Origin of the sequence: Caulifigura coniformis, assembly GCF_007745175.1 — a bacterium.
GTDB classification, from domain to species: domain Bacteria; phylum Planctomycetota; class Planctomycetia; order Planctomycetales; family Planctomycetaceae; genus Caulifigura; species Caulifigura coniformis.
Genome location: NZ_CP036271.1, coordinates 6,617,778 through 6,643,700, shown reverse-complemented (window position 1 = coordinate 6,643,700; position 25,923 = coordinate 6,617,778). Strand labels below are relative to the sequence as shown.

General features: G+C 64.3%; 24 protein-coding genes. 15 read left to right on the top strand and 9 right to left on the bottom strand.

What is annotated here, in order from left to right:
* Positions 1–67: 67 nt before the first annotated feature.
* From Pan44_RS26680 to Pan44_RS26660, 5 genes are all read left to right on the top strand, one after another.
* Entirely contained in the window at positions 68–562 is a 495-nt protein-coding gene (locus Pan44_RS26680) for a septum formation initiator family protein (protein ID WP_145034774.1), read from the top strand.
* Between the two features lie 103 nt (positions 563–665).
* Entirely contained in the window at positions 666–974 is a 309-nt protein-coding gene (locus Pan44_RS26675; protein WP_145034773.1) for a Dabb family protein, read from the top strand.
* A gap of 103 nt (positions 975–1,077) precedes the next feature.
* Entirely contained in the window at positions 1,078–3,807 is a 2,730-nt protein-coding gene (gene mutS, locus Pan44_RS26670; protein WP_145034772.1) for a DNA mismatch repair protein MutS, read from the top strand.
* Positions 3,808–3,875: 68 nt separating this feature from the next.
* On the top strand, positions 3,876–5,120 hold the full coding sequence (locus Pan44_RS26665; protein WP_145034771.1) for an AI-2E family transporter: 1,245 nt from the start codon (positions 3,876–3,878) through the stop codon (positions 5,118–5,120).
* 85 nt (positions 5,121–5,205) lie between these two features.
* Positions 5,206–5,955 (top strand): SDR family oxidoreductase, encoded by a 750-nt coding sequence (locus Pan44_RS26660; RefSeq protein WP_145034770.1) that lies wholly within the window; start codon positions 5,206–5,208, stop codon positions 5,953–5,955.
* An 81-nt stretch (positions 5,956–6,036) separates the two neighbouring features.
* Here Pan44_RS26660 and Pan44_RS26655 read toward each other — a convergent pair whose 3' ends face one another.
* Positions 6,037–7,272 carry a lactate racemase domain-containing protein gene (locus Pan44_RS26655; RefSeq protein WP_145034769.1) on the bottom strand — a complete coding sequence of 412 codons (1,236 nt, stop codon included), beginning with the start codon at positions 7,270–7,272 and terminating at the stop codon, positions 6,037–6,039.
* Between the two features lie 234 nt (positions 7,273–7,506).
* Between Pan44_RS26655 and Pan44_RS26650 the strand changes: the two genes are divergently transcribed.
* From Pan44_RS26650 to Pan44_RS26640, 3 genes are all read left to right on the top strand, one after another.
* Positions 7,507–8,127 carry an RNA polymerase sigma factor gene (locus tag Pan44_RS26650; RefSeq protein ID WP_145034768.1) on the top strand — a complete coding sequence of 207 codons (621 nt, stop codon included), beginning with the start codon at positions 7,507–7,509 and terminating at the stop codon, positions 8,125–8,127.
* Positions 8,128–8,228: 101 nt separating this feature from the next.
* Positions 8,229–8,765, top strand: coding sequence for a PspA/IM30 family protein (locus tag Pan44_RS26645; protein WP_145034767.1), 537 nt, complete (start codon positions 8,229–8,231; stop codon positions 8,763–8,765).
* Between the two features lie 10 nt (positions 8,766–8,775).
* Positions 8,776–9,105, top strand: coding sequence for a hypothetical protein (locus Pan44_RS26640; RefSeq protein ID WP_145034766.1), 330 nt, complete (start codon positions 8,776–8,778; stop codon positions 9,103–9,105).
* Positions 9,106–9,138: 33 nt separating this feature from the next.
* Here the strand turns inward: Pan44_RS26640 and Pan44_RS26635 are convergent, their stop codons facing one another.
* Together Pan44_RS26635 and Pan44_RS26630 are read right to left on the bottom strand one after the other, a co-directional pair.
* The gene (locus tag Pan44_RS26635; RefSeq protein WP_145034765.1) at positions 9,139–9,609 is read right to left on the bottom strand and encodes a (2Fe-2S)-binding protein; all 471 of its coding nucleotides are present in this window, start codon (positions 9,607–9,609) and stop codon (positions 9,139–9,141) included.
* A 37-nt stretch (positions 9,610–9,646) separates the two neighbouring features.
* The gene (locus Pan44_RS26630; protein WP_145034764.1) at positions 9,647–10,549 is read right to left on the bottom strand and encodes a hydroxypyruvate isomerase family protein; all 903 of its coding nucleotides are present in this window, start codon (positions 10,547–10,549) and stop codon (positions 9,647–9,649) included.
* Between the two features lie 289 nt (positions 10,550–10,838).
* On the opposite strand from Pan44_RS26630, the gene Pan44_RS26625 reads away from it, so the two are divergent.
* Positions 10,839–12,176, top strand: coding sequence for a hypothetical protein (locus Pan44_RS26625; RefSeq protein WP_197453694.1), 1,338 nt, complete (start codon positions 10,839–10,841; stop codon positions 12,174–12,176).
* Positions 12,177–12,254: 78 nt separating this feature from the next.
* Here Pan44_RS26625 and Pan44_RS26620 read toward each other — a convergent pair whose 3' ends face one another.
* Positions 12,255–12,914 (bottom strand): site-2 protease family protein, encoded by a 660-nt coding sequence (locus Pan44_RS26620; RefSeq protein ID WP_145034762.1) that lies wholly within the window; start codon positions 12,912–12,914, stop codon positions 12,255–12,257.
* A 247-nt stretch (positions 12,915–13,161) separates the two neighbouring features.
* Here Pan44_RS26620 and hisB point away from each other — a divergent pair, with 247 nt between their 5' ends.
* Positions 13,162–13,755, top strand: coding sequence for an imidazoleglycerol-phosphate dehydratase HisB (gene hisB, locus Pan44_RS26615; RefSeq protein WP_145034761.1), 594 nt, complete (start codon positions 13,162–13,164; stop codon positions 13,753–13,755).
* Between the two features lie 118 nt (positions 13,756–13,873).
* On the opposite strand, the gene Pan44_RS26610 is transcribed toward hisB, so the two are convergent.
* Positions 13,874–15,139, bottom strand: a complete 1,266-nt coding sequence (locus Pan44_RS26610; protein ID WP_197453693.1) for a YkgJ family cysteine cluster protein — start codon at positions 15,137–15,139, stop codon at positions 13,874–13,876.
* Positions 15,140–15,361: 222 nt separating this feature from the next.
* Entirely contained in the window at positions 15,362–16,471 is a 1,110-nt protein-coding gene (locus tag Pan44_RS26605) for an AAA family ATPase (RefSeq protein WP_145034759.1), read from the bottom strand.
* 635 nt (positions 16,472–17,106) lie between these two features.
* Between Pan44_RS26605 and Pan44_RS26600 the strand changes: the two genes are divergently transcribed.
* A complete protein-coding gene (locus tag Pan44_RS26600) occupies positions 17,107–18,420 on the top strand; it encodes a transposase (RefSeq protein ID WP_145034758.1) in 1,314 nt (437 codons plus the stop codon).
* A 239-nt stretch (positions 18,421–18,659) separates the two neighbouring features.
* Positions 18,660–19,565 carry a hypothetical protein gene (locus tag Pan44_RS26595; RefSeq protein WP_145034757.1) on the top strand — a complete coding sequence of 302 codons (906 nt, stop codon included), beginning with the start codon at positions 18,660–18,662 and terminating at the stop codon, positions 19,563–19,565.
* Here the strand turns inward: Pan44_RS26595 and Pan44_RS26590 are convergent.
* Positions 19,505–19,945: a hypothetical protein gene (locus tag Pan44_RS26590; RefSeq protein WP_145034756.1), complete on the bottom strand. Its 441-nt coding sequence runs from the start codon at positions 19,943–19,945 to the stop codon at positions 19,505–19,507. The two genes, Pan44_RS26595 and Pan44_RS26590, sit on opposite strands and share 61 nt — an antisense overlap.
* A gap of 64 nt (positions 19,946–20,009) precedes the next feature.
* Positions 20,010–21,050, bottom strand: coding sequence for a DUF1559 domain-containing protein (locus tag Pan44_RS26585; RefSeq protein WP_145034755.1), 1,041 nt, complete (start codon positions 21,048–21,050; stop codon positions 20,010–20,012).
* A gap of 160 nt (positions 21,051–21,210) precedes the next feature.
* Between Pan44_RS26585 and Pan44_RS26580 the strand changes: the two genes are divergently transcribed.
* Complete coding sequence (locus tag Pan44_RS26580) at positions 21,211–22,371, top strand: AraC family transcriptional regulator (protein ID WP_145034754.1); 1,161 nt, start codon at positions 21,211–21,213, stop codon at positions 22,369–22,371.
* Between the two features lie 86 nt (positions 22,372–22,457).
* On the opposite strand, the gene Pan44_RS26575 is transcribed toward Pan44_RS26580, so the two are convergent.
* Positions 22,458–22,760 carry a hypothetical protein gene (locus Pan44_RS26575; protein WP_145034753.1) on the bottom strand — a complete coding sequence of 101 codons (303 nt, stop codon included), beginning with the start codon at positions 22,758–22,760 and terminating at the stop codon, positions 22,458–22,460.
* On the opposite strand from Pan44_RS26575, the gene Pan44_RS26570 reads away from it, so the two are divergent.
* Positions 22,759–23,469: a PEP-CTERM sorting domain-containing protein gene (locus tag Pan44_RS26570; RefSeq protein WP_197453692.1), complete on the top strand. Its 711-nt coding sequence runs from the start codon at positions 22,759–22,761 to the stop codon at positions 23,467–23,469. The two genes, Pan44_RS26575 and Pan44_RS26570, sit on opposite strands and share 2 nt — an antisense overlap.
* A 209-nt stretch (positions 23,470–23,678) precedes the next feature.
* On the top strand, positions 23,679–25,760 hold the full coding sequence (locus Pan44_RS26565; protein WP_145034751.1) for a hypothetical protein: 2,082 nt from the start codon (positions 23,679–23,681) through the stop codon (positions 25,758–25,760).
* Positions 25,761–25,923 lie beyond the last annotated feature (163 nt).

The window sequence follows — 25,923 nt, the reverse complement described above, 5'->3', positions numbered from 1 at the left end:
TCGCAAAAACGAGGCGGGGAATGCAATCCTCAAAAGGGAACCGCAGTGGCTCGACGATCTGGAAATCATGCCATGCGATCTGGCGAACGCTGATCCTGCGCCCCGCGTTTCCGGAACGCTGGTCTCCCTCTGCTTCTGGTTCAGCCTCCTCATTGCCGGCGCGCTTTTCGCCGCGGCCACGCTCTCCGGCAAGTTCCTCGAAACGGAACGCCACACGATCCAGCTGGCCGACCAGTCGGCACGCGTCGAACAACTGGCGCTCGAAGTCCGGCGACTCGAACTCGAGGCGCGTGCCCTCGAGACCGATCCCGACTACGTTGCGGCCATCGCACGGCAGAAGCTGGCGACGAATCCCGCGCGATCGACCATCGCTGCGCGGACCATCGAACCGCCCGTCCAGGCCCGCATCGAATCGATCGACCCGCGACTCGATCCCCTCCGCCCGTGGATGATCAGGGTCGCTTCCGACAACCTGCTCCGCGCCCGCCTGCTGACCATCGCCGCCGCGATCGTGCTGTTCGCGTTCACGTTTCTCCACGAACGCCCGGCCCGCGTGTCGTAGTGCCGTCGGCACGACTGCGGTTCGCGGGCGAACCGGCTAAATTGAGCGGCCCGGCGGAACGTGTCCGCCGTGGCCCTCCATTCTGCATTGCCCGGCTCAAAACATGCTTGCTCACGACGTTTACTTCACGCTGTTCGATGCGTCTCCCAAGGCCATCGACGAGATGGTCGCCGCCTGTCACAAGTATCTGAAGAACCATCCGGGCGTCGTCTTCTTCGCGGCCGGGAAATGCGGCGACGAGTTCAATCGCCCGGTGAACGACCGCATGTACGACGTCGCCCTCCACGTCTACTTCCAGGACAAGGAGGCCCACGACGCCTACCAGACCGTCGCCGACCACGTGACGTTCATCGAACAGAATAAGCCGAAGTGGAAGCAGGTCCGCGTCTTCGACTCCTGGGTCACGGGCTGATTCTCGCGCCGGGGCGAACTTGTGGCCGACGCTGCCAGCGTCGGAGTGTGCTTTGGAACGCAGGTCGACGCTGGCAGCGTCGACAACGCTTGTCGATCGATCCATGTCGAATTCCCCGGAAGAACCTCGGCTCACGCCGATGATGCAGCGCTACCTGGAGGTCAAGAAAGAGACCCCCGGGACGATCCTGCTCTTCCGCATGGGCGATTTCTACGAGCTGTTCCACGAAGACGCCGAGATCGCCGCCCGCGTCCTCGGCCTGACGCTCACGAGCCGCGACAAAACGTCGTCGAACCCCGTGCCGATGGCCGGGTTTCCGTTTCATGCGCTCGATGGCTACCTGAAGAAGCTCGTCGCCGCCGGACACCGCGCCGCGATCTGCGACCAGGTCGAAGATCCGAAGACGGCCAAGGGGATGGTCCGCCGCGAAGTGACGCGGATCATCACTCCCGGCACGCTGACGGAAGACTCGCTGCTCGATCCCAAACGCAGCAACTTCCTGGCCGCCATCTTCCCCGAGAAGGAACGCGTCGGCCTCGCGTGGCTCGAACTTTCCACCGGCCGGTTCCAGTGCGCCGAGGTGTCGCTCGTCGCCCAGTCGCGGAAGAACGCGAAGCCCTTCGCGGCCCTGCGGACAGGCCCCACCGGTCCGCGACTCGAAGCGCTGTTCGATGAACTCGCCCGGCTGCAGCCTGCGGAACTGCTCGTCTCGGAAGACTGGCGCATCGATCCGGTCGTCGTGGCCCTGGGGACCATCCCCGACCTCGTGCTGACCGAGCGGGCCCCCTGGAGCTTCGTGCCGGCCCGCTGCGTGGACGTCCTCAAGAACCACTTCAAGACGGCGACGCTTGAAGGTTTCGACCTGGAGGATGATTCCCCGGCCGTCTTCGCGGCCGGCGCGCTGCTCGACTATGCCCGCGAGATGCAGCGAACGGGCGTGGATCATGTCATGAAGCTCGAGCCGCATCGCCGCGGCTCGAACCTGCTGATCGATGACGCCACCCGCCGCAGCCTGGAGCTGACCCGCACGCTTCGCGACACGCGGCGCGACGGCAGCCTGCTGGCCGTGATCGATGAAACGGTCACGCCGATGGGCGCGCGGCTGCTGGCTGACTGGCTCTCGAATCCGCTGACGGATGTTCCGGCGATCAATGCGCGGCTCGATGCCGTGGCCGAGATCGCCGCCGATCGCAGCTTTGCGGGGGACGTCCAGTCGCTGCTCAAGGAGGCGTACGACCTCGAACGCCTGACCGCCCGCGTCGCGACGCTGCGGGCGTCGCCGCGCGACCTGTCGTCGCTCGCCCGCACGCTCGCCCTCCTGCCGCGTCTCAAGGCCCGGCTGGCGGGACGACATTGCGCGAAGCTCCGTTCGCTCGAAGGAAACCTCGACCTGTGCGCCGAGGTTCGTCGGGACATCGAAGCGGCCGTTGTCGACGAAGCGCCGCTCAACGTGGCCGAGGGGGGCGTGATCCGTCCCGGGTTCAATGCCCAGCTCGATGAGTTCCGCGACCTGAGCAACGGCGGGAAGCAGTGGATCGCCGACTATCAGCGGCAGGAGATCGAGCGGACCGGGATCACCAGCCTGAAGGTCGGCTTCAACAAGGTGTTCGGCTACTACCTGGAAGTCACGGCCGCGAACGCTGCGAAGGTTCCTCCGGAATACGTTCGCAAACAGACGCTCAAGAACCAGGAACGCTACATCACGCCGCCCCTCAAGGAATATGAGGACAAGGTGCTGCGGGCGGAGGAGCGGGCGCTGGCGCTCGAACAGGAAATTTTCTCGCGGCTGAGGGAGCGTGTGAGCCAGGAGTGTCGCCGACTGCAGCAGACGGCCGAAGTGCTCGCGCAGTCGGACGTGCTGACGGGGCTGGCCGTGCTGGCCGTCCGGTCGAACTACTGCCGGCCGCAGGTCGTGGCCGATCCGGTGCTCGACATCCGCGAAGGCCGGCATCCCGTCCTCGACCGTGTCAAACTTTCCGGCGAGTTCGTCCCCAACGACGTCCGCCTGGGGAGGACTGGCGACGTCGCCTCTCCGGACCTGTCCACCGCTCCCCACATCCTGCTCATCACCGGCCCCAACATGGCCGGCAAAAGCACCTACATCCGCCAGACGGCCCTGCTGACCGTCATGGCGCAGATGGGCTCGTTCGTTCCGGCCCGCTCGGCCGTCATTGGCGTGGCCGATCGCGTGTTCGCCCGCGTCGGCGCCAGCGATGAGCTCTCGCGCGGCCAAAGTACGTTCATGGTCGAAATGACCGAGACGGCCCGGATCCTGAATTCCGCGACGGAACGAAGCCTCGTCATCCTCGACGAGATCGGCCGCGGCACCAGCACCTACGACGGCGTCTCGCTCGCCTGGGCCATCACGGAATTCCTGCACGACGAAGTCGGCTGCCGCACCCTGTTCGCGACACACTACCACGAGCTCACCGAACTGCAGACCACGCTCGCCGGCCTGGCGAATGCCAATGTGGCCGTGCGGGAACAGAACGGCGATCTCGTGTTCCTGCACCGCATCGTTCCGGGCGCGGCCGATCGCAGCTACGGAATCCAGGTGGCGCGGCTGGCCGGCGTTCCGAGAGACGTCATTGATCGCGCGGACGTGATCCTGAAGACCCTCGAAGCCGACCATCACAAGGAAACGGGCGAGCTGACCATCCCCGCCCGCAAGCCGCGCAGGAAGATCCACGCGCTGCAGATGAACCTGTTCGATGCCGACAACCATCCGGTCATGAGCGGACTGCGCGATCTCGATCCCGCGGCGATGACTCCCGACCAGGCGCTTGATGAACTCACGCGCCTGAAATCCAAGGCGCGCGAAGTGGCCGGCTGAGAAAGAGGACTCCGCGCCCGGCGGTTCTCCTTTAGAGTCTGTGCTGCATCCCCGATTGAGCAGACTCCATGTCCACTGGTCCCGAACCGATTCCCACACCCGCGCCGGAACAGCCGATCCCGGCCGAGACCATCACCACCGGCGTTCTCGTCCTCGCGACCGGGCTGGTGGTTTACCTCTGCTACCTCGTCGTGGAGCCCTTCCTGACGGCCCTCGCCTGGGCCCTGGCGCTGGCCGTCATCGCCCACCCCGTCCATCGCTGGCTCGACCGCCAGACAACGTACCGCAGCCTGTGTGCGGGGCTGACCGTCGTTGCGATCATGCTGCTCCTCATGATCCCTGCCGCCTTTGTCACGACGAGCCTCGTCCAGCAGGCGACCCAGTACGCGGGCGTCGTCCAGGACGGCATCACCTCGGGGCGCTGGGAAGAAGCCCTGAAGGCGAATCGATATCTGGGACCGCTCCTGAAACGCCTCCCCGAGTTCTCGTCCCTCGATCGGGACAAATCGGAAGGCGCCGGCCAACACGACGCTGTCGAGTCGGCCGACCAGCAGAGAGCCCTGGAGGAAGATGCCTCAACCGCTGCCGAACAGGTGCAGGTCCCCGCGTTCAGGAATCAGGAGGAGGAGACGTCCCATTTTCGCATGCCTTCCTCCGGGTCGCTCGCGAGCGCGGCCGGTATGGTGACCTCCCGCCTGCGGGGGTTTCTGAGCGGCGCCGGCTGGATCGGAATGCAGGTGCTGATCACGATGATGTGCCTGTTCTTCTTTCTCCGCGATCGGCATTCCGTCCTCGATGGCGTACGGGGGCTGATGCCTCTCTCTGAATCCGAGGCCGACCGGATCATCCGGCGGATCAACGACACGATTCACGCCACCGTCTTCGGATCGTTGACGGTCGCCTTTGTGCAGGGCTGCATGGGGGGACTGATGTTCTGGATGCTCGGGCTTCCTTCGCCTCTGTTCTGGGGAGCCGTGATGGGACTGCTCGCCGTCGTGCCGATTCTCGGGACGTTCGTCATCTGGGCGCCGACGGCCGCGTGGCTCGCCATGCAGGGCGACTGGACCAGGGCCGGCATTCTGGTGGCGTGGGGAGCCCTCGCCATCGGGCTCATCGACAACCTGCTCTACCCGTTCCTCGTGGGAAACCGCATGCGGTTCCACACCCTGCTCGTCTTCTTTTCCATCGTCGGCGGGCTCGCGGTCTTCGGAGCGGCCGGAGTGATTCTGGGGCCAGTGCTCCTGGCAGTCGCCGACGGCCTGCTCCAGGTCTGGCGTCACCGCATCGATCGCGCGCGCCGGGCCACGACCTGAAGACGCGGATTGCCCGATCGTCGTCGCCGCTTCATGATGACGCCCCGTTGCGTCCACGGTTCGTCTTCCGACTCGAGGCGGCTGCATGTCCGATCTGTCCCGATTTGCGCTGGTGACCGGAGCCGGTTCCGGCATCGGTCGCGCGACCGCGCGGGCCCTCTGCGACGCCGGTTGGCAAGTCGTCCTCGTCGGCCGCGGTCGCCCAAAGCTCGAAGAGACCGCCGCAGGGCGATCCGACAAATGCCTCATCGTCCCGACCGACGTCACCTCACCCGCCTCGGTAAAGGCACTCTTCGCCACCATCCGCAAAGAACTCGGCCGGCTCGACCTCCTCTTCAACAACGCCGGGCTGAACCTCCCGGGCGTCTCGATCGCCGACATGACCTTCGATCAATGGACGTCGATCGTCGATGTGAACCTCAACGGCGCCTTTCTGTGTGCACAGGGGGCGTTTCGCCTGATGAAGGAACAGACGCCCATCGGCGGCCGCATCATCAACAACGGCTCGGTCTCCGCGCACGCTCCGCGACCCGATTCGTCCGCCTACACCGCCACGAAGCATGCCATCACCGGACTGACGAAATCGATCGCCCTCGATGGCCGCAGATTCGACATCGCCTGCGGGCAAATCGACATCGGCAACGCCGACACGACCATGACCGGCCGGATGAAAACAGGCATCGTCCAGGCCGATGGCTCGATGCGCGAAGAGCCGACCATGGACGTCCGCCACGTAGCCGACGCCGTCGTCCACATGGCCGCCCTGCCGCTTGAAGCGAACGTGTTGTTCATGACTGTCATGGCCACAAAAATGCCGCTGGCCGGACGAGGCTAGAACCTCGCCTCCCGCCAGCGGCATGCAGTGCGACATTGTCCGCCGATGTTCTACTTCAGTGACTGAGATACGTCGCCTGGGTCAGGCTGTCTCCTTCGCTTCCGCGCACACGTGCTGGCCGCTGGCGACAATGGCGATCGACTCCTCGCCGCCAATCAGTCGCTGCACTTCGTCCGTGTTCGCCAGCGGCACCATGAACATGTCCTCGACGAGGTCCGGATCGAGATGGCTCAGCAGGTATACATTCGCCCACTCGACCGACTTCGCGAGCGCCGTCGCCGTCGCCAGGTCGGGCGGGCTTTGCTCCCTCAGCGGCCGCATCGCGTCCCGGGGCTTGCGGCTGTCGCGGATGAGCTGGAGTCCTTCGGTCAACGGGGCATTCAGCTGCGTCAGCACGCCGATCTTGCCGTCCTTGGCGACGATCGATTTCGCCGTCTGCAGGGCGCTGGCGAACTGCATCCAGTTGTGCCCCAACGCATCCTGGTCGACGGAAACCAGCACCAGTTCGGGCTGCTCCTCCGTCGTGAATCTCCATGTCTGGTTCAGCGCGTCACGGCACTGCGCGAGAACCGATTCGGCCGTGCCGGCGAACACCTGCGAGCCTCCGCCGCCGGTCGCTGGAACCACTCCCACCGCGAAATGGACGCCGACAAGCCACGCAATCTCGTCGGCCTTCTGGCGCAGCGGCCGGACGTCTTCCGTCTGCAGCTCCTCGTGCGGCTGGCCGTGAGCCTTCTTCAGCGATTCGACGTCCGACAGTCCCGGGTACATCGCGCTCTGCAGGCCGCGATAGCCCCACAGCCGGTCGAACTCGACCGCCCCCACGAGAATCGTCACGTCGGCATCCAGCAGTTCCTTCGCGAGGTAAACCCGTTCTCCCGCGGCCGTCGTCGCCAGGTAAGCGCACGCCTCAGTCGCCAGCGGGTCGTGGATGTGCCATTGCACGGCTTCGCGGATCGGTTCGGGAAGTGCGGCCCGCGGATCGCCCGGTTTCTCCGCCAGCGGCGACACCGGCTGCAGGATCACGACATCCGACGGCGCGATGTCGCGACGTGCGAATTCCTCGAACAGCCCGGCCACGACCTCGTCCGGGCGCGGCGTCGAGCGATCGAGAACAATCACCACGCGGTCGCCGGGAACGAGCGACTGGTGCAGCGGCGGGTAGTCGGTCGGCGCGGCGACCGCGGCGGCAACGGCCCCCTTCAGGTCCGTGATCGCCGCGGGAGCGACGAAGCGCCCCATGAGGCGCGACGGGTCGATCTGGCCGTGGAACTGGCCCGTTGATCCGAAGGAAAGTGTGAAGTTTTCAGCAGGCATCAAGCGGAACTCGCGTGCGGTGGTTTCTCGTAACTATATTGGCGAGTCTGGTCAGGCACAGGCCTTCGGCGTGCGCCAGGTCGACATCCTGCGGGGCAGGGGCGTCACGTCGTCGTGCCAGGCACGCGGAAGGGGCTGCTGCCGGGTCGGCCTGTGGAGGAATTCCGGCACGACCGCGGCCAGGCGACGGGTGGAACAGGTAACGGGCGGAATGAGACACGGTTTGGGAATCGGATGAAGCCCGCGGCGCGCGTGGATAACTCGGAAGACGACGACGCCCTCATGGTGCGGCTGCAGGGGGGCGATCCGCGCGCATTCGATGAATTGTATGAACGCTACCGCTCGCCGTTGTGGGCCTATTTCTTGAGGAACACGCGGGATTCGCAGCTGGCCGAGGATCTCGCCCAGGAGACGTTCCTCAAGCTGCATGCCCGCTTCTGGGATTACCTCCCGTCCGGGCGCTTCAAAGGCTGGCTGTTCCGCATCGCCCACAACCTGCTGGTCGACGACGTGCGCCGCAAGTCGCACGATGCGCTGCTCCACGCGTCGAAGCACCAGGCCAAGGAAGACGACGACCACATGCAGCGGATCGCGGACGATCTCCTGCCTCCAGACGCGACCGTCGAGAAACGGGAAGTGGCCGAGCTGATCGAACAACTGCTGGACGAAATCCCGGCCGATCAGCGGGAAACGTTCACGATGCACCACTTCCAGGACCTCAGCCTCCCGGACATCGCGGACGCGATGGAGGTCCCGCTGGCGACGTGCAAAAGCCGCCTGCGGCTGGCCCGGGAAAAGCTCAGTGAAAAGCTCGCCCTGCGAGGGTTTACCCCTGCCGCGGCGGCGACTCAGTGAAATGCCGTTCACATTCGAGAGACATTGATCCATCGCGCAGAAGGCGTCGTTTCACTCAGATTCCCCGGTGGCGGCGAACCCTCTGTTTCACGAAACGCTTGATGACCATGCCTTACTTCAGCCGCCTGACCGATATCGTCACCTGCAACCTGACCCTGCTCCTCAAGGAGTCGGAGAACCCGCAGGAGGCTCTTGAACAGATTATCCGGGAAATGAAGGACGGCGTCGCGGGGGCCCACCGCAGCGCTGCGACGGCCGCCCGCAACCTCGAAAAGATCGAAGCCGAGATCGCCGAGCAAAAGAGCCAGATCGACGGCTGGATGACCCGCGCCAAGGCTCACCTCGAACGGAACGACGAGAACCAGGCCCGGCTGGCGCTGATGCGCAAGAAGGAAGTCGAAGCGCTGATCGCGGGGCTGGAACAGCAGCGAGGCGCCGCCGCCGCCACCTGCCGTCACCTTCAGACCACCCAGGCTGCTCTCGAAGCCCGGCTGCACGATGCCGAGCGCCGCCGCGCCGGACTGCCGGGTGACGACGAAGCCGGATTGCTCAAGTCCTCCCCGGTCGAGGTGTCGGCCGGTTCAACCTGGAACGTCGACGACGAACTCGCCGCCCTGAAGAAAGAAGTCGGCAAGTAGGCGAGGTTCCATGAACGAGCGCCTGGCCAAACCTCCGATGCGCGTTCGCCTCCGCCGCGCCGGGATCTGGCTCATTCCGATGGTCGTGCTGGCCATCGTCAGAAAGGCTCTCGACGTTCCCGACGAATTCCTTGCGATGCCGGCAAACGGCATTCCGCCGACTCGCTTCGACGGCGTGATCAATGTTCTGTTTGCCGCGAGCGTGCTGCTGGGGATCGAGGCGTTTCTCGCGAGGCTCGTCCGGGATGACTCGGCCGGACTTTCGGCGCTTCTGATCGGAGTGATCGCGTTTCAGGGAGCGTTCACCGGGATGATGCTGGCGTACGTTCTGCTCTCGTGAGGCGCTCTGATTTGTCGCCGCATCGCCCAGGTCTCAGGTCAGCTCAGCCGTCGCCTGCACCGCTTTCACGATCTTGTCATACCCCGTGCACCGGCACAGATTGCCCGCCAGCGAGAAACGGATCTCCTGCTCCGTCGGATGCGGGTTCTCCGAGAGAAGATGCCGGGCCGACATGATGAACCCCGGCGTGCAGATGCCGCACTGCAGGGCCGCGTTTTCAAGAAAGCATTTCTGGATCGGCGCCAGGTTCTCCTTGTCGGCCACCCCTTCGATCGTCTGCAGTTCGGCCCCTTCGCACTCGACCGCCAGCACCAGGCAGCTCACCACAGGCCGGCCGTTCAGGATTACCGTGCACGCGCCGCAGTTGCCGTTGGAACAGCCTTCCTTGGTCCCCGTCAGGTCGAGCGTCTCACGCAGGACTTCCAGGAGCGTCTGACGCGGTTCGCAGAGAAAGCTCTCTTCGCGGCCGTTGATCGTGGCGGTGATGACGCGTTTGCGGGCCATGGGAAACACGATTCCAGGAACAGGGGGCCAGGTGGGCTCACCAGATGTCGGCGGCGGCGACTCGTCGGGCGGCGGTGACTTCATCTTTCAGCGGAGTGCATTCCAGGCCGACGTAGCCACGATACCCCAGATCGTAGGCCTCTTTCAGCACACGGTTGTAATGCACTTCGCCCGTGCCCGGCTCATGACGTCCGGGATGATCGGCCAGCTGCAGGTAGCCGATCGTCTTGCTCTCGAGTCCCTCCTTGAGGTGGCCGCACAGGTCTCCCTCGGTGATCTGCATGTGATACAGATCCCAGTTGATTTTGACGTGCGTCGATGCGACTTCCTGAACGATCCGCATCGTCGGGCCGCTGCCGTACAGGCAATGCCCCTTGTGGTTCACGCGGATGTTCATCGGCTCGAGGATGAGCGTCAGGTCGTGCTGCTCGGCAATCGGCGCCACGCGCTTAAGCGCTGTGATGACGTTGGCATGCATCTCTTCCTGCGACATGCCCGGGATGTCGTCCCCCGCGACGACCGTCGCCAGCTTGCAGCGGAGCTGTTTGGCGGCCGAACAGGCCTCGACAATCGCCGCCTCGAATGCGTCATGATTGGCCGGATCGTTCATCCCCGGCTTGAAGCCCCACGCCGTGAACTGGGCCACTTCCACGCCCAGTTCTTTTGTCAGGGCCGCAATCGCGGGAAGGTCTTTCCCTTTCAGCGGCCAGAACTCGATCGCCGGGAACCCCAGCTCGGCCGTGCGACGGATGCGGTCCAGAAACGGCAGGTTCGTCCACCACATCTCGACGTTCACCGCGAAGCGGGTCTTCGTCGCGCTGCCGATCTTCTTGAGTTCTTCGGGCGTTTCCTGCGTCCGGCCGAAGAGGGACGGAGCAAGATTCGTGGCTCCGGCCAGGACGGATGACTTCAGAAGGGCTCGGCGACGGAAGCGCATCATGGCCGGGCGGCGTCCTGGCAAAAGGTGGTCGATCGGATCGGGTGGGGAATCATAACGCCCACCCGCTGCGAGGTCAGGCGTGCCGATGCCAATCAACGGATGACGCTGGTTCCGCCCGAGCAGACGTCGCCGGGATCCTCCCCACAGTCGGACGCCCGGCGAGCGCGGGTCGGCAGCCCCCCGTCACCTGATGCCCAGTGCTTTTTGATTGACGATTCGGAATCCCGCGGGCATGCTCATGGGCACGGGCTTGATGCTTTCAGGAATCTTGACGCAATGGAGTGTCACTATGGCGGGAATACGTCGCACGCTGGTCTCGTGTTGCCTACTGACCGGCCTGTCCATACCGGAACTCACCCAGGCAGCCGAGCCGGTTCGCATGAGCCGATCCCGGCAGCGCGAAGCGGTCGAAGCAATCCTGGCCCAACCGCTCGACTGGACTCAACCGAACTCCGAGCCGATCAATATCGATGGCTTCATCGTCCATGTCCGGGAGAAACACGGCCTGGCGATCCGCTGGGATGCCGCCTCCCTGCAGATGCTCGGCGGCAGCGCGGAGGCACTGTTCGGCAATAGGCTGAAACAGACCTCAGGCCCCCTGCTCGTCTGGAAGGACGCCGCGCCGTCCCCCCATCTCAAGCCCTATCGTCCCGGCTCATTCGACGGCCTGGAACGCCGTGTCACGAACTTCGGCCCCGCAGGTGAAGCGGAGACGACCCCCGCGAAGTCCCCCGGTTCCGCGCCGTCGACCTATGCGCCGCCGGCAGCCGTCGCTTCCATCTCGTCGATCCCGGCAGACTCCCCCGAGGCCGTCACGCCGACCACTGAAGCGCTCCCGGAGGCGCTCCAACCGGCGCCGGACCAGAATCAGGACGCTTCCGAGCCCGCCTCGGAGGATGACGCCCTTCCGCACCAGTTTCTGTCGGCCCGGCCGATCTCTCCATCTGCCCTCGCGCTGACCGGCGTCACCGTCGGCGAAGCCCTCGACCAGCTGCTTGCGGCCGCCGCGCCTCCCATCTCGGGCTTGAACGACGAGATGCCTATCATCACCCGCGCCTTCACCCTCGATTACCTCATCGACGGCCGCTCCGTGGTGATCACGACCAGGCTGCGGGCCAACGCCGTGAAGGAAACCCGCGTCTATCGGATCGGACAACTCAAAGGACTCCCGCCCGAACAGGTTGCCAAAACCATCTGCCATTCGATCCGTCCGTGGAGCTGGCGCAGCCAGGCGACCGAGATCGCCGACCGCCTCGCGGCCCGCTTCCCGAAGGGCCCCTTCAAACTGCCGAGCGTCGCCGTCGCCAATGAACTCCTGCCGCAGGAGATCATTCAGGCCTCCGGCGCGACCCTCAGCGTCGGCCCGGTCGTCGTTCCACCGACGGCCATTCCAGTGAAGCCCCCCGAGCTGACGGCCGAAGACCTCGCAGGAGTCGGACAACTCCTCACCGGCGGCGCCATCGCTGCCCTCGAAGCTGTCGTCAACGCGGTCGAGATCGTGCACTACGGTGACCCGCCGACCGGCGTCATGGAAGTCCTGCCCGGCGTCCTCGTCATCACCCAATCGCAGTCGGCCCATCGCGAAATCGCGGCCCTGCTGGAAGACCTCCAGGCCGCCGCCCCTTGAGCGCACTGCGCGAACGTCCGCTCCAGGATCAACCAGCCCCCCGGCCGCACCCTGCGGCCGGGGGGCTTTGCGTTTCGCTCATCCCATCAGCGGCCGGGCCAGGAAGAGCAGCCAGCTGAAGATCCACTCCACGGGGCCGGAGAGAATGTTGGTTTCGCTGTATCGCAGCATCACGAACACGCCGATCAGGATGTACATGCTGAACTCCTCGATCTGCTCCCATGCGGGGCGCAGTGAGTACGGCATGAAGTAGTTCGCCACGCGGCTCCCATCCAGCGGAGGAATGGGAATCATGTTGAACACCGCCAGCGCAATATTCATCAGGATGAACTGGATCAGGATCACGATCGTCGCCTCGAACGCCTCCGGATGACTGAACCGGAAATGCGTCGCGCCGGCAAAGATCAAGGTCCCGATCACCGCCAGCACGATGTTCGAAATCGGACCCGCAATCGCCGTCAGCAGCATGCCGAACGCCGGTGAGTACTTCCGGTCGAAGCGATGTGGCTGCACGGGAACCGGCTTGGCCCAACCGATCGGCGCGTTCAAAAGCGGCAGGATCACCGTCCCCACAAGGTCGATGTGCACCAGCGGATTGAACGTCAGACGCCCCATCCTCGCGGCCGTGTCGTCACCGAGCTTGTACGCCGACCACGCATGGGCCCACTCGTGGACCGACAGCGAGACCACAAGCAGCGTCCACCGGATGAGTCGTTCAATAAGTTCCTGCTGATCCATAACGACCGCAGTTTAAACATTCGTCCCCGGAAGCGTAGGCGGCGTTTTTCCGGCCGTCCCGGGGCGACGAAACAGCCGACGGCCGGTCCCCACACCCCTCCCGCACGTCAGAAAGCCCCCGGTTTCACACCGGAACCGCCCCGAATCTTTGGAACCACCGTCCCAGACCGCGGTCTGATGTACGCCGGAGCCGGCGAATTTCGCGGACCAAATTGACCCTCCGCCCACCGACCCGCAGAATTCCCGCATGAGCACCCCCCGCACCGCCTCGATCTCCCGAAAAACGGGCGAAACCGAAATCTCCCTGTCGCTGAACCTCGACGGCACCGGCCAGGCCGATATCGACACTGGCGTCGGCTTCCTCGACCACATGCTCACCCTCCTCGCCAAGCACGGCCTCTTCGACCTCACCGTCAAAGCCGTCGGCGACCTCCACATCGACGACCATCACACCACCGAAGACGTCGGCATCTGCCTCGGTCAGGCCCTCCTCAAAGCCCTTGACGACAAAAAAGGAATCGTCCGCTACGGAAGCATCACTCTCCCTATGGAGGAAACGCTCGTCACCGTCGCCCTCGATCTCTCCGGCCGCTTCTACTTCGCCCACGGCTTCCACTTCCCCAGCCAGAAGATCGGCACCTTCGACACCGAACTCATCCGCGAGTTCTGGCAGGCCGTGTCCGTGAACGGACTTTTCAACTACCACGTCCTCCTGCACTACGGCGACAACAGCCACCACATCGCCGAAGCGATCTTCAAAGGCACCGCCCGCGCACTTCGCCAGGCCGTCACCATCGACCCCCGTCAGACCGGCGTCCCCTCCTCCAAAGGCTCGCTGTAACGCCCCCTGGCATTCCAGTGCTGGCCCGCCATCGCGCCCCTGCAAACCGGCGCGCCTCGCACGCAGCATTCCCCCCCCGAAGCCCCCGCGGCGACCCCGCCGGGCCGCATCATTTCCCTCACCGGCTGTACCACGCACTCAGCGCCGCCACATCATTCAGCTCCGCCAGCGTCCGCACCCGCTTCCGGAACCCCCACGTCCCGAACGCCGGCGAATAACCGTGATGGTGGTCCGCAATCGAAAGCGCGTCAGCCACATCTTCAAACGCCAGCGTCGATCGCCCATGACTGGCCGCCAGCCACCGGCCGATCCACATCACCGCCGGATACACCAGCGCCAGACTCTGGAACCCCTCCACCAGCGGCACGTGGTAATACGCCGGCCCGCAAAAACTCAGCCCCTGGATCTTCACCCGGAAATATCGCGTGAAGAGCGCGTCCGTCCCCTCCGGAACACCGAACGGCTGCTCCAGCTCCTCGAACGGCACTTCCCTGAACGTCGACTGAATCGCCGGCAGCCGACCCTTGCCCGCCGTCAGCTTCAAAGCACTCCGTAACAACCGCAGCCGGCCCAGCAGCGTGTTGTCCTTCGAGCCATACGTGTCCTTCCGGGCATAATGACCGGCCAGCAGACGGAACTGCGTCCGCCCCACCGCACTCGGCTCCTGCACTTCGTCGGCACTCTCCGGAGTCGCCTCCCAGGCCGCCTCGCGCAGGATCCCCAAAAGCTCGTCGACCCGCTCTCCCTGGATCTTCGCAAACGTCGCGTCCCCCAAGAGCGTCGTCCAGGTGATCGTCGCCAGCAGTCGTTGCAGGAACGGTTCCGATTCATCCTCGAACGAATCATCGAGGGCCGCGATGACGCGGTGAAAATCGGGCCACGGAATCGTCTCCTTTGGCGAGATCGCGGGAGGCTTCGCCTTCTCCAGGTTGGCCGGAACCACCTGCCGCGCCAGCTCCAGCAACTCCCCGCGCTGCTTCGACACCGGCTGCCCGACGTTCGCCACCACAGATGGGCAACTGAACCGCAGCCCGATCGTCACCCCCTTGCCCGTGGGGTGAAACGCATACGGATAGATGCGGCACGCCAGCGGCTTGGCCGGCTCACCGAACTTCGCATGAATCCGGCACAGCCCTTTTTCATCGAGAAACACGCACCCGCCATCGGGTTTGTGCGCCAGCCGATGCCAGGCCTTCCCGACCACGCCCCCCATCTTCACGAAGATCGGCTGATCCCTGGGGACGCCGTTCGATTCGTTCCACCCCTGCGACTCGATCCGTTCCTTCTCGGCCTCGGTGATGAAAATGCCATGCTGCTTGCAGCAGCCCCCGCAATTGTGGCAGCTCCAGTTCTGAAGAGTCGGCAGTTCGAGCTTGAGAGACACGGGCGTTCGCAGGGTGAATCGAATCCCCCGAGCGGCCAGAGGCTTCCGATGCCCGATTGTTCCGGGCGGGGCGGAGCGGGGCAAGAGGGGCGGCGTGGGTGGCGGGTTTTGATGGCCGTCCGACCGCCCTCGTCGGGCCGGAGATTTCGGGGTCGATCGGGCCCCTGTCGTTGGGAATTTGAGTGAGTGTTGCAAGCATTGCGCGGTTTGTGCGTCAGCGCGTCAGATGACCTGCAGGAGGTCGTCGGAGAAATCGCGGAGCCACATGTCGGGGAGTTTCCAGTACCAGCGTTTCTCCCTGCCATCGAGGACCGCGCGGACCTTGCAGTCTTTCTTGGCCTGCCAGAGGAGGCGGACGGGAATGCCCGCGGCGCGGGCGCGGTGATGGATTTCTTCCGCGAGTTGCCGCTTTTCCTTGAGCTGCTCGATCAGCCAGTTTTTGGCGTTGCGGCGAGGGTCGCTGGTGCGGTCGTCGGTCAGGGCGAGGATGGAGGCGTCGTCAGCGGTGAAGGGGATGGGGGCGGGCTCCCAGGCGATGCGTCCGTCTTCGATGCGGAAGGCCCGGCCCGTCGGAGCAGCGTTCCACGTCACCTTGACGGGGAGCAGCAGGCGGCGGTTGGCGACGGTGGGATCGTTGGTGAGCATGAGGACGACACGGGCGACGGCGGCGAAGGCGAGCGAGCCAAGCGGGCGGTAGATGGCGGAGGGGCCGGCCTGTTTGCGGGGGTGCGAGACGAGCAGGATGGCGGCGTTCTTCGTGGCGGCGAGCCGGGCGAGGCGGTCCATGAGGCGACGGACGGCGGTGTGGCTGTTGGAGCTGACGGCGGCGAGATAGGCGTTGATCGGGTCGATGATGATGAGGCGGCAGTCGGGAAGTTTGTCGAGGGCCTGTTCGAGCTGATCGAAGTCGCGGGCGAGTGAGAGGAGGCGGTGCGGCCGGCCGTCGCGGAGGGGTGGTGCGAAGCTGGAGAGGAGGGTGATGCGGTTCAGGTCGGCACCGGCGGCTTCGAGCCTTGGCAGGATGGTGTCGTCGACGTTGTCGTCGGCGGAGAGGAGCAGGACGCCGGCGGGATTGGGGAGGGTTGGTTCGGGGGCGATGTCCACGCCGCGGGAGATGCGGGCGGCGAGGTCGAGGCAGAGGAAGGATTTTCCGGCGCCGGGCTCACCGACGAGGAGCGAGACTTTTCCGAGGGGGAGTCGGTCGTGCCAGAGCCAGGTGATGGGTTTCTGGCGTCGGCCGGCGAGGGGGATGAGGGTGGGTTCGGGTCGTTTCGCGGGTTTTGGGCCGGGTTTCTGTTTGGTTTTCGCTGGTTTCGTCGGCTTGGTGGTCATGGCTTGGCCGGCCCGAGTGAGGAAGTGTGGTTTCCTACCTTTGCGGCCGGGGTTGCGCGCGTGCCTGAAGGGGGTGGGTGAGAGCGCGGAGTGGTGATGTGGTGGGTCACCTGATGGGGAGGGGTTGCGCGGTGGGCGAGAGGGGAACCGCCAAGGCGCGAAGACGCCAAGGGGGTGAGTTGCGGGGCGGTCGCGGGGTCAGGATGGGGGGCCGGGGTGAACTCGCATGCTCACGCTGCTGCGCGACGTGAGCGGGGCACCCGACGATGGATCTCGGGAAGGACGAAGGCAGGCCGCTCAGCAGGCGAAGCTCCTGCGGCTGTCACCGCACCGGTTGCACGGCAACCGGTGGTACCCGGTGATGACATAGTGGGTCACCTGACCGGGAGGGGTTGCGCGGTGGCTTGAGAGGGGAACCGCCAAGGCGCGAAGACGCCAAGGGGGTGAGTTGCGGCGCGGGCGCGGGTTCAGGATGGGGGGCCGGGCTGAACTCGCATGCTCACGCTGCTGCGCGACGTGAGCATGGCACCCAACGCCGTCCACGATTCTGCTTTCGGCGTAATTTCAGTCTTGGCAAAGAAATCGAGTCTCCGGTAGGGAACGGGTGCTAACGCCTTTCCCCAGGAGACTCGATCATGGCACGGAGGCCATGTCGCGCAGGATATGCGCAGCAGCTCAGGGCTGGAATTGAAGATCTCTGTCCGCCGACACGCTTCGCGGACCTGGCGGTGCACGGCAACACACAATGGACGCCCGGCCGGTTGCTCCTGACGCTGGTGCTGATGAGCTGGCATGACGCGAAGACGCTCATCAGTCGCTTTGAGAACGTTCGCGAACTCCTGTCTCGTATGCTCCCGGGCTGGACCTGCCCCACGTCCTACACCGGCTACACAGAAGCCCTGGCACGCTGGGTCGGCCTGCTGTTTCCCAGAGTCCGCGAGATCCTCCAGACGCATCTTCGCCGCATGGCCCGCGGGAACTGGACCGTCTCCGGCTGGCTGGTCTTCGGCGCCGACGGCTCCCGATTCGAGTCACCTCGAACCAAGGCCAACGAGCAGGGGCTCAAGTGTGCCGGCAAGATCCGCACGGCTCCGCAGGTGTATCACACGATGCTGCTGCACCTGGGACTCAACGCCCTGTGGGACTTCCGAATCGGTCCCGGCACCGCCAGCGAACGACGGCACTTGGAGGAGATGGCCAACTTGCTCCCGGCCGGGAGCCTGATCGCCGCGGACGCCGGCTTCGTGGGCTATGAACTGTGCCAACGACTCAAGGCGGCCAATGTGTCGTTCCTGCTCCGCGTGGGCGCGAATCTCACAGTGCTCGTTCAGGAACTGGGAGCGCTGATTCATCGCAAGGGAGACATCGTCTGGCTGTGGCCGGCAAAGTTCCGGGACCAGCCGCCACTCGTTCTGCGAATGATTCTTCTGGGGCGTGGCAAGAAGGCCGTGTTCTTGCTGACAGATGTGCTGGAGCCGTCACGTCTGTCGGCCAAGCAGGCCCGGGAAATCTACCGCAGGCGGTGGGGAATCGAGGTCGCGTACCGGACGATCAAGCAGACGTTCGATCGTCGGGAATGGCTGAGCCGCACGCCGCGGACGGTGCTGGCCGAGCACACGGCGTCTCTGTTGGGGCTGTGGATCCTGCAGGTCCTGAGCCTGAAGTCGCTCCGGCGTTGTCATCATGACCCACGGCAATGGTCCCCTTCACGGACTCGAGACGTGACGCGCCGTGCGATGCGTCTGGCGCTGGATCGATCGCTCTGGGAGCCGCTGACATGGCGTGACCAGTTGGGTCAGGCAGTGCGTGACCAATACCGCCGTCGACGCTTGAAGCGCGTTCGTTCGTGGCCACACCAGAAACACGAGCCGCCAACTCGTCCACCTGGGATGACCGAACTGACGCCAAAACTCCGCCTCAAGGGGCAAGCCTTGCTCGATGCGTCATAGAAATCGTGGACGGCGTTGCATGGCACCCGGCGTGTGAGTAAGGAGGCTCGGCAACGCTCGACCGGGGCTTCCTTCGCTTCGCTACGTCCAGCCCCGGCCACCCTGCCGGTTGCACAGCAACCGGTGGTACCCGGTGCCCCCTGGTCTCTGAGTCCTGCCCCTCGAATCCTCCCCCCTCCATCACCCGCCGGCTAAAGTGGCCGCACCCACCTTCGTGACTGCAACCCAACGGGCTCAGCGTGCAACGGTACTTCTACGCGGCAACAGTCAGTGGCTTCTGCGACGCAAGCGAGGCGGAGATCCTCGGCCAACTGGCGGTCAACAACGCGTTTGACCTCGAAACCACGCAGCGCGATGCCTGGGTCCAGCAGATCCACATCCTCAAGCAAACGCTGACAACCCTCGGCCGCCATCCCGGTCACATCTATTTCGAGTACACCATTCCACGGGTTGGCAAACGTGTCGACTGCATCCTCCTGATGGATGGCGTCATCTTCGTCATCGAATTCAAGGTCGGCGAATCCAAGTTTGATTCGCACGACGTCGATCAGGTCTGGGACTACGCGCTCGACCTTAAGAACTTTCACGAAACCAGCCATCATCGCGTCATCACACCGATCCTCGTGGCGACAGAAGCCCCCAACGCCAGAACGGAGTTCACACCCAGTCTCGCCGAGGATCAGGTCGTCCACCCGCTCTACTGCAACAGCGAGACGCTCGCCGCTGCGATCCAGGCCGTCGCTACGTTCCGACCGGTTGCCGACTCTGACCTGTCCGATTGGCAACACGGCCGATACTTGCCCACTCCAACGATCATCGAAGCGGCGATGGCGCTCTATCGCGGCCACTCCGTCGAGGACATCTCTCGAAGGGACGCGGAGGCGGCCAACCTGACCGTTACCGGGTACCACCGGTTGCTCTGCAACCGGTGCGGCAACAGCCGCCAGAGGTTCCTCCGGGAGTGGACTGCCAATTCGCCTTCAGCCGCTTGCCGCCGCACGGCCCCCATTGCGAGCACTCGGGGCGACCCACTGGCCGTCAGCAGACCACCGGCTCCCGCGCGAAGCTCAGTCACGAATGGAAGCTACCCGGCCTTCCGGGGCTTTCCGTCGAGCTCGAAGTCGAACGTGTTCTCACCAGCCTGAATGTCGGCCGAAAGTTCGGATCTGTCGTTGTTGTACTTCGCCGGAACGATTTCCTCGAAGACGTCGACCTGCTCGCCGGTCACCATGTTCATCGTCTGCTTGCCGGTCGCCCGGGCGCCGGAGATCTGCACGGAGTTCTTCCCGACGACCGGGCCTTTGACATCCGAGGCATACTCGCCATTGACGATCTGGAACTGGACCGGCGCGCCCTGGATGCCGGCGACCGGAACGAACACGATCGCGCCGTTCTCGACCGGCTCGCCGCCGACGGTAACGCGTCCCCGGACGTCGCCGCGGGGCGGGCCGTCCGCGCCGCAACCCGCCATGACGACCGCTGCGACAAGCCCGAACACTGACCACATCTCAACCCTGGTGTTCATCGAAAAGAACCCCCTCGAGAAGGCGCGTGAATTCGGAAACGACGTCGGACGTGCGATCCGGCGCTCAGAACTCGCCGACAACGTTGCCGTCGGCGCGATCGCCCAGCGCCCTCCAGGTCGCGAGGTTGAGATTCTCGGAGACAAAACGGACCGCCCCGTCGGCCATCGTCACCTGAACGCCGCCCGTGTGCTTGCTGCGGGCGGACATGTTGGAGAGAACGCCGCTTCGCTCGCAATCGACGTGCGGGAAGTTCGGGGTGCGGACGGTTGTGAACATCCAGGTGGCCGTCGTCCCGAAGTACCACGAGTAGCCGCGCGTCGGGAGGAGCGTCGTCGCGTCGCCACCGACGCACGTGCCAGCCGTGCTGGGGTTGGTCTGCGACATCGCTCCCACGAGACACTCGGAAAGCATCAGCGTGTTCGAGCTCCCGTCAGTCACGTCGCGAATCCTGGTTTGCGAGTTTGCGGCGAACATGCCGACACTGGTTCCCGGGTTCATGACCATGAGCACCCAGGTCACGTTGCCGGCCATATAACCGCCCGTGCCCGCGGCCGGATTGGCTGTGCCGGCGGGGCAGCAGCCCGGGATTCCTGTGTTGGAGGTGGCACTCCCCTGGCAACCGACATAGTTGGTCGGCGCGAGCGCCGCGCGACCGGTCGTCTGCCGTCCACCCGGATCAGACGGGCAGCGAAAGGCCGGCATTTCCACGCCGCGGCAATTCTGGGCGTCGTATGCGGCGGGGAAGTTCGCGGTGAAACCGGTGTTGTTGCTGCGGCTGTTGAAGTCGGCCAGATTGAAGAGCGGCGCCTGGTCGATGTACGGGAGAGTGCGGACCAGCCAGGTCGTGCGGTTGGATTGGAACGGCCCGACCGACCCGAGGTCGCCGTACAGGTTTCCGATCGGGAAGATGCCGTAGGTGTCGTGGTAGTTGTGGAGCGCCAGGCCGAGTTGCTTGAGATTGTTCTTGCACTGGGTTCGCCGCGCCGCTTCGCGGGCCTGCTGAACGGCCGGGAGGAGCAGGGCAATCAGAATCGCGATGATCGCGATCACTACCAACAACTCGATGAGCGTGAAGCCGCGCGTGCGGCTGCGTGCCGTCAGCATAAGAGCGTCTCCCAGGATGAGCGTTCGGATCTGGGATCCGAGGTACACATGAAACGCCTGATGACCTTGGAGAATCAGTGTCCACCTGGGGTTCGTCGACTACAATGACGGAAATGCGGAAATGATGCGACGTTTCGCGCACGCCTGCTGAGGCGCTTTGATGCCCCGCCGAAGATTGATCTGTGTGGCGATCAATACGGCCAATTCGTATTACCGGAATGTGTTGCGCGGGATCGTCGGCTACTCGCACCAGCGTTCCAACTGGAGAATCACGCTCGCCCGCCCGCTCCCGAGCGCCTCGACACTCCGAATCCTCAACGAAGCCGACGGAGTGATCGCCTGCGTGAACGACCGCCAATGGTGCCGGTCGCTGCTCAAGGCCAGGATCCCGCTGGTGAATGTCGATGCCGTGCTCCCGAACCTGCCGGTTCCCCGGGTGAACGTCGACAACGCCATCGTCGGCGAGATGGCGGCCATTCACTTCCTCGAACGGGGGCTCAAATCGTTTGGCTTCGCCGGCCAGAGGAGCCTGCTGTTTTCGGCCGATCGCGAAGCCGAGTTTCGCCGTGCGCTCAAGTCGCGAGGATACTCGGTCGAAGTCTTTGACAGCGCTGGCAAGGAACCTCTCGGACCGCTCGGCACCGTCGACGGAGAAGGGAACCTCGGGGCGTGGCTTCGAACCCTCCCGCGTCCTGCGGGAGTATTTACTCCCTACGACCTGTGGGGCGCGGAAGTGATCGAGGCCTGTCGCCAGGTGTCGCTGCGCGTTCCACAGGAAATCGCTGTGCTCGGCGTCGACAACGATGAGCTGTTCTGCGGCGTCACCGAGCCGCCGATGTCGTCCATCGCATTGCCGGCCGAGGCAGTGGGTGTGGAAGCCGGAATCCGACTCGACCAGTTGATCGACAAGCGCCGACTGGGACTTGAGACGGACGTGCTTCTTCGGCCAACCGGTGTCATCTGTCGGCAATCGACGGACATCCTGGCGACGGACAACGAGGACATCGGCCCGGCGCTGGAATTCGTCCGAAGCAACTTTCAGCGCGGCATCCAGGTTGCCGACGTTGTTCGCGCAGCCGGGATCAGTCGCCGCTCGCTGGAGCGCAAAGTCATGGAATCGATCGGCATGACGCTGGGAACCCTGATCCGCCGTCACCGAATGGAACGGGCGAAAATGCTGCTGCTGGAAACCAAGCTCACCATCGCGGAGGTCGCTTCCAGATCGGGTTACTCCGATTCTCGACGATTGGAGTCGGCATTCGCCAGGTCGGCCGGAATGACGCCGACGAAGTTTCGAGTCACAGGGCAAAAGCGCTCGTAGCACAAGCCGGCGGGACGGTACCCAACGTCGTGAACGCCTGAGATGGATCCGAGAGGCCGAGCCGCCCGGATGCGGCTGACCGAGACTCAATCTGGATTCACTGCCCGGACGAGAGACGGAACGCCAGAACTGATCTCACGCCCCAGAACGGCCGACAACGATGCCCCCTGCCCGACCGGGGCTTCGCCAAAAAGGGCTCCAACCCCGGCCATCCCGTCGCCGTGTTTCGACGCGGCCCTCACTTTCAGCCAGATGAAGATCCTTTGCCATTGGAACTCGTTTTCAAGGTCAATTCGTTGACATCCATGCGGGCATTCAAGGACAGTTAAAAGTTCTTGACCAAATTCGCGACGAACGTCCAGGGGCAGCTCAATGACGGCGAATGGCATGCGGAGAGTTCTCGTGCTGGCGTGGCTGTCGGCGGCCAGCCTGGTCCTGCCGGCTCAGGCGACAGCAGATCTGGTCGTGACGATCGGCAGCACGTCGATCGGGGAAGGGGGGACCGGCTTTGTGGACGTGTTCCTGCGCTCAACAACAGGAACCGATCTGCTCAACGGGTTCTCGTTCGAATTCACGGCAAGCCCTGTGGTCGGGACGAACGTCCTGGCGTTCTCCGATCCGCAGTCTGATTCCCAGCTGAACGATCCGAGCTACATCTTCTTCGGCGTGAGTGCAGCGGCCGGTCCGCCGCAGACGCCGGTCGGCGACGTCGGTCCCGAGAACACCTATATCGGGGTCGACGCGACCGACGGCGGCTTCAGTCTCTTCGTGCCGACGACTGACGTCCTGTTGGCGAGACTCGATCTGACGACCTTGAGTTCGGCCCCGGCCGTCGCGGGGGACGTGTTTTCGATCGATCTCGAGGACACATCCCTAACGGCGTTCTTCAACAACGGCCCGGATCAGGTCCCGTACACTTCATTTTCCGGGACGGTGACCGTGTCGGCCGTTCCGGAGCCGTCCAGCCTGCTGCTGTGCGCCGCGGGGCTTGGCATCGCCGGGATGGGGCGTCGGCGTCGGTTCCAAAAGGCAGCGACAAGGAAGAACGAATTTTGCGCGAGTGAGCCGGTGGAGACGGCGGGGCTCGTTGACCATTGACGTTGACCGTTGCTACGGTCCTTTCAGTTCTTGACCGATTCCCGGAAAGCTCAGCGAGTGCTGGCTTTCGCCCATCGGAAACATTTCAAAGGGGCTGGGCAATGGTTTCTCCCTGGTCAATGCGCTGCATCCTTGCGAGACATCGGAAATCCCAGGCCAGGAGGACCGGAGCTGCCCGTCTTCTGCCATTGGGGGCCTGCCAGGCTCAGGTGCTGGAAGATCGGCACCTGCTGAGTGCGAGTGAAACGGGGCCGGGAACCCCTCAGGAAGCGCCGCCTTTTCCGCTGAACGAGACCTTCCTGCTGAACAGCCTGCCCGGCTCAACGAAGACCATCTATCTCGATTTCACCGGGCATACCACCAGCGGCACAAACTGGAATACGAACTACACGGGGGGAGCCGACATCGTCTCGCCGGCGTTCTCCGTCGATTCCGATCCCGCGTTCAGCGACATCGAGCGCGAGGTGATCCAGAATGTCTGGCGGCGAGTTGCCGAGGATTACGCGCCGTTCGACATCAACGTGACGACGCAAGACCCCGGCGTCGATGCGCTCGTCCAATCCACCACCGGCGATACCCAGTTCGGGATTCGAGTTGTGATCGGTGGCAGCAGCCTGCAGTGGCACGGTGCGACCATTGGCGGCGTCGCGGCTCTGGATTCGTTCCGGTCGTCGTCAGGCACGCCGGCCTTCGTCTTCTCCCAGCAGCTCGTCCCGGTCGTGTTTGTCGGCGACATCCCGCTGTTCAACTCGATCCAGGCCGCCAAATCCCTGGCGGAAGCTTCCAGTCACGAAGCCGGCCACACGCTGGGGGTCCTGCATGACGGCTTGAACGTCGACGGCCAACCCGGCATCAATCCGAACAACGGCGATCTTGAGTATTACACGGGCCATGCCGGGGCAGGGAGCACGGGCTGGGCCCCCATTATGGGAAACAGCTACAACCAGCCGGTGACGCAGTGGAGCCGCGGCGAGTACCTGTTCGCCAGCCGGACCGAAGATGACCTGGCCCTGATCACCGGCCCCAGAAATGGAGGAGTGACTTACCGGACGGACGACTACGCCAGCACCCGCGAGGCGGCGAAGGCGCTGACCCAGAATCCTCCGCAGTCAGGCGTGATCGTTTTCAGTCGATCGGGAATCATCGAGCGGAATACCGATCAGGACTGGTTCTGGTTCACGACGACCGGCGGCAGCGTGTCGCTGAACTTCGACCCGGCCGCGCTCGGCGCCAATCTCGATATCCTGGCCTCGATCTATGACTCCAGCGGTCAGCACGTCGCGACGAGCAATCCCGCGGATCTCCTGTCCGCCAGCTTCTCGCTGAACCTCGCGGCGGGAACCTATTCCGTGATGGTCGACGGCGTGGGCGTTCGGACGCCGAATGATGGCTACAGCGACTACGGCAGCCTGGGCCAGTATACGATCACGGGGAGCTACCCGGGGATCGATCTGCTGCCGACGGTCAGCTTCGAGACGGCCGGCCCGCTCCTGACTCACGCCCAGTCCGTCGTGTATCTGAACTTCTCAGAGAATGTCACGGGCGTCACGCTGTCCGATTTCAGGCTCACGCGCAACGGCGTCAATGTGAATCTTGCTGGATCAACGCTGACCCAGATCGCGCCGGATCGGTACATGATCAATCTGCATGACGTGACCGAGGCAGGAGGCGACTACGTCCTCACCTTGCGTGCCGCGGGATCAGGCATTACCGACGCCTCCGGGCAGGCCTATGCGGCCGACACGTCCGTGAGCTGGATCAACCGGCAGGTCACGTCGTTCGTCGTTCAGTCCGGGCAGACGCAGCGGTCGTTCATCAATCGCCTGGAAGTGACGATCGCCGGCTCGTTCGATCTCGCCGACATCCTGAGCAACAACCGGATCAGGCTCCGCCGCTTCGATCTCGAAGGCACGCCGTTGAGCGCGGTGACTCTCGCCGATTACGGACAGGTGACGCGCGTTGGAAACAGGCTCATTTTCGATTTCGGGGAGAAGGGAATTGGAGGCAACCGGTTCTCGACCGCCGGCGATGGCTATTACGAACTCCGCTTCGACTTCAATGAGGACGGCGTGTACGACACCCCGCAGCGGTTCTACCGGCTGATGGGCGACGTCAACGGCGATCGCGTCGTCACGTCGCAGGACTCTTTCCTCGTCCAGTCGAATATCGGCCAGCCTTATAACCCGCTGTATGATATGGATGGCAATGGATTGGTCGACACTCGTGACCGGATTGTGGTCCTGAGATCCATGAATCGCCGGCTGAACAACATGCTCATCCTCGACGGGTGACCGGCTTGGCGCCAGCAGACGCCACTGACCTGCCTCCACCGGGTACCACCGGTTGTCGTGCCTCCAATGCGAACGGAGGTCGCACCGTGTCGCTCTGCAACCGGTGCGGCGACAGTCGCAAGAGGCTTCTTCAAGATCGGACCGCCCTTCATCCTTCTCCCTC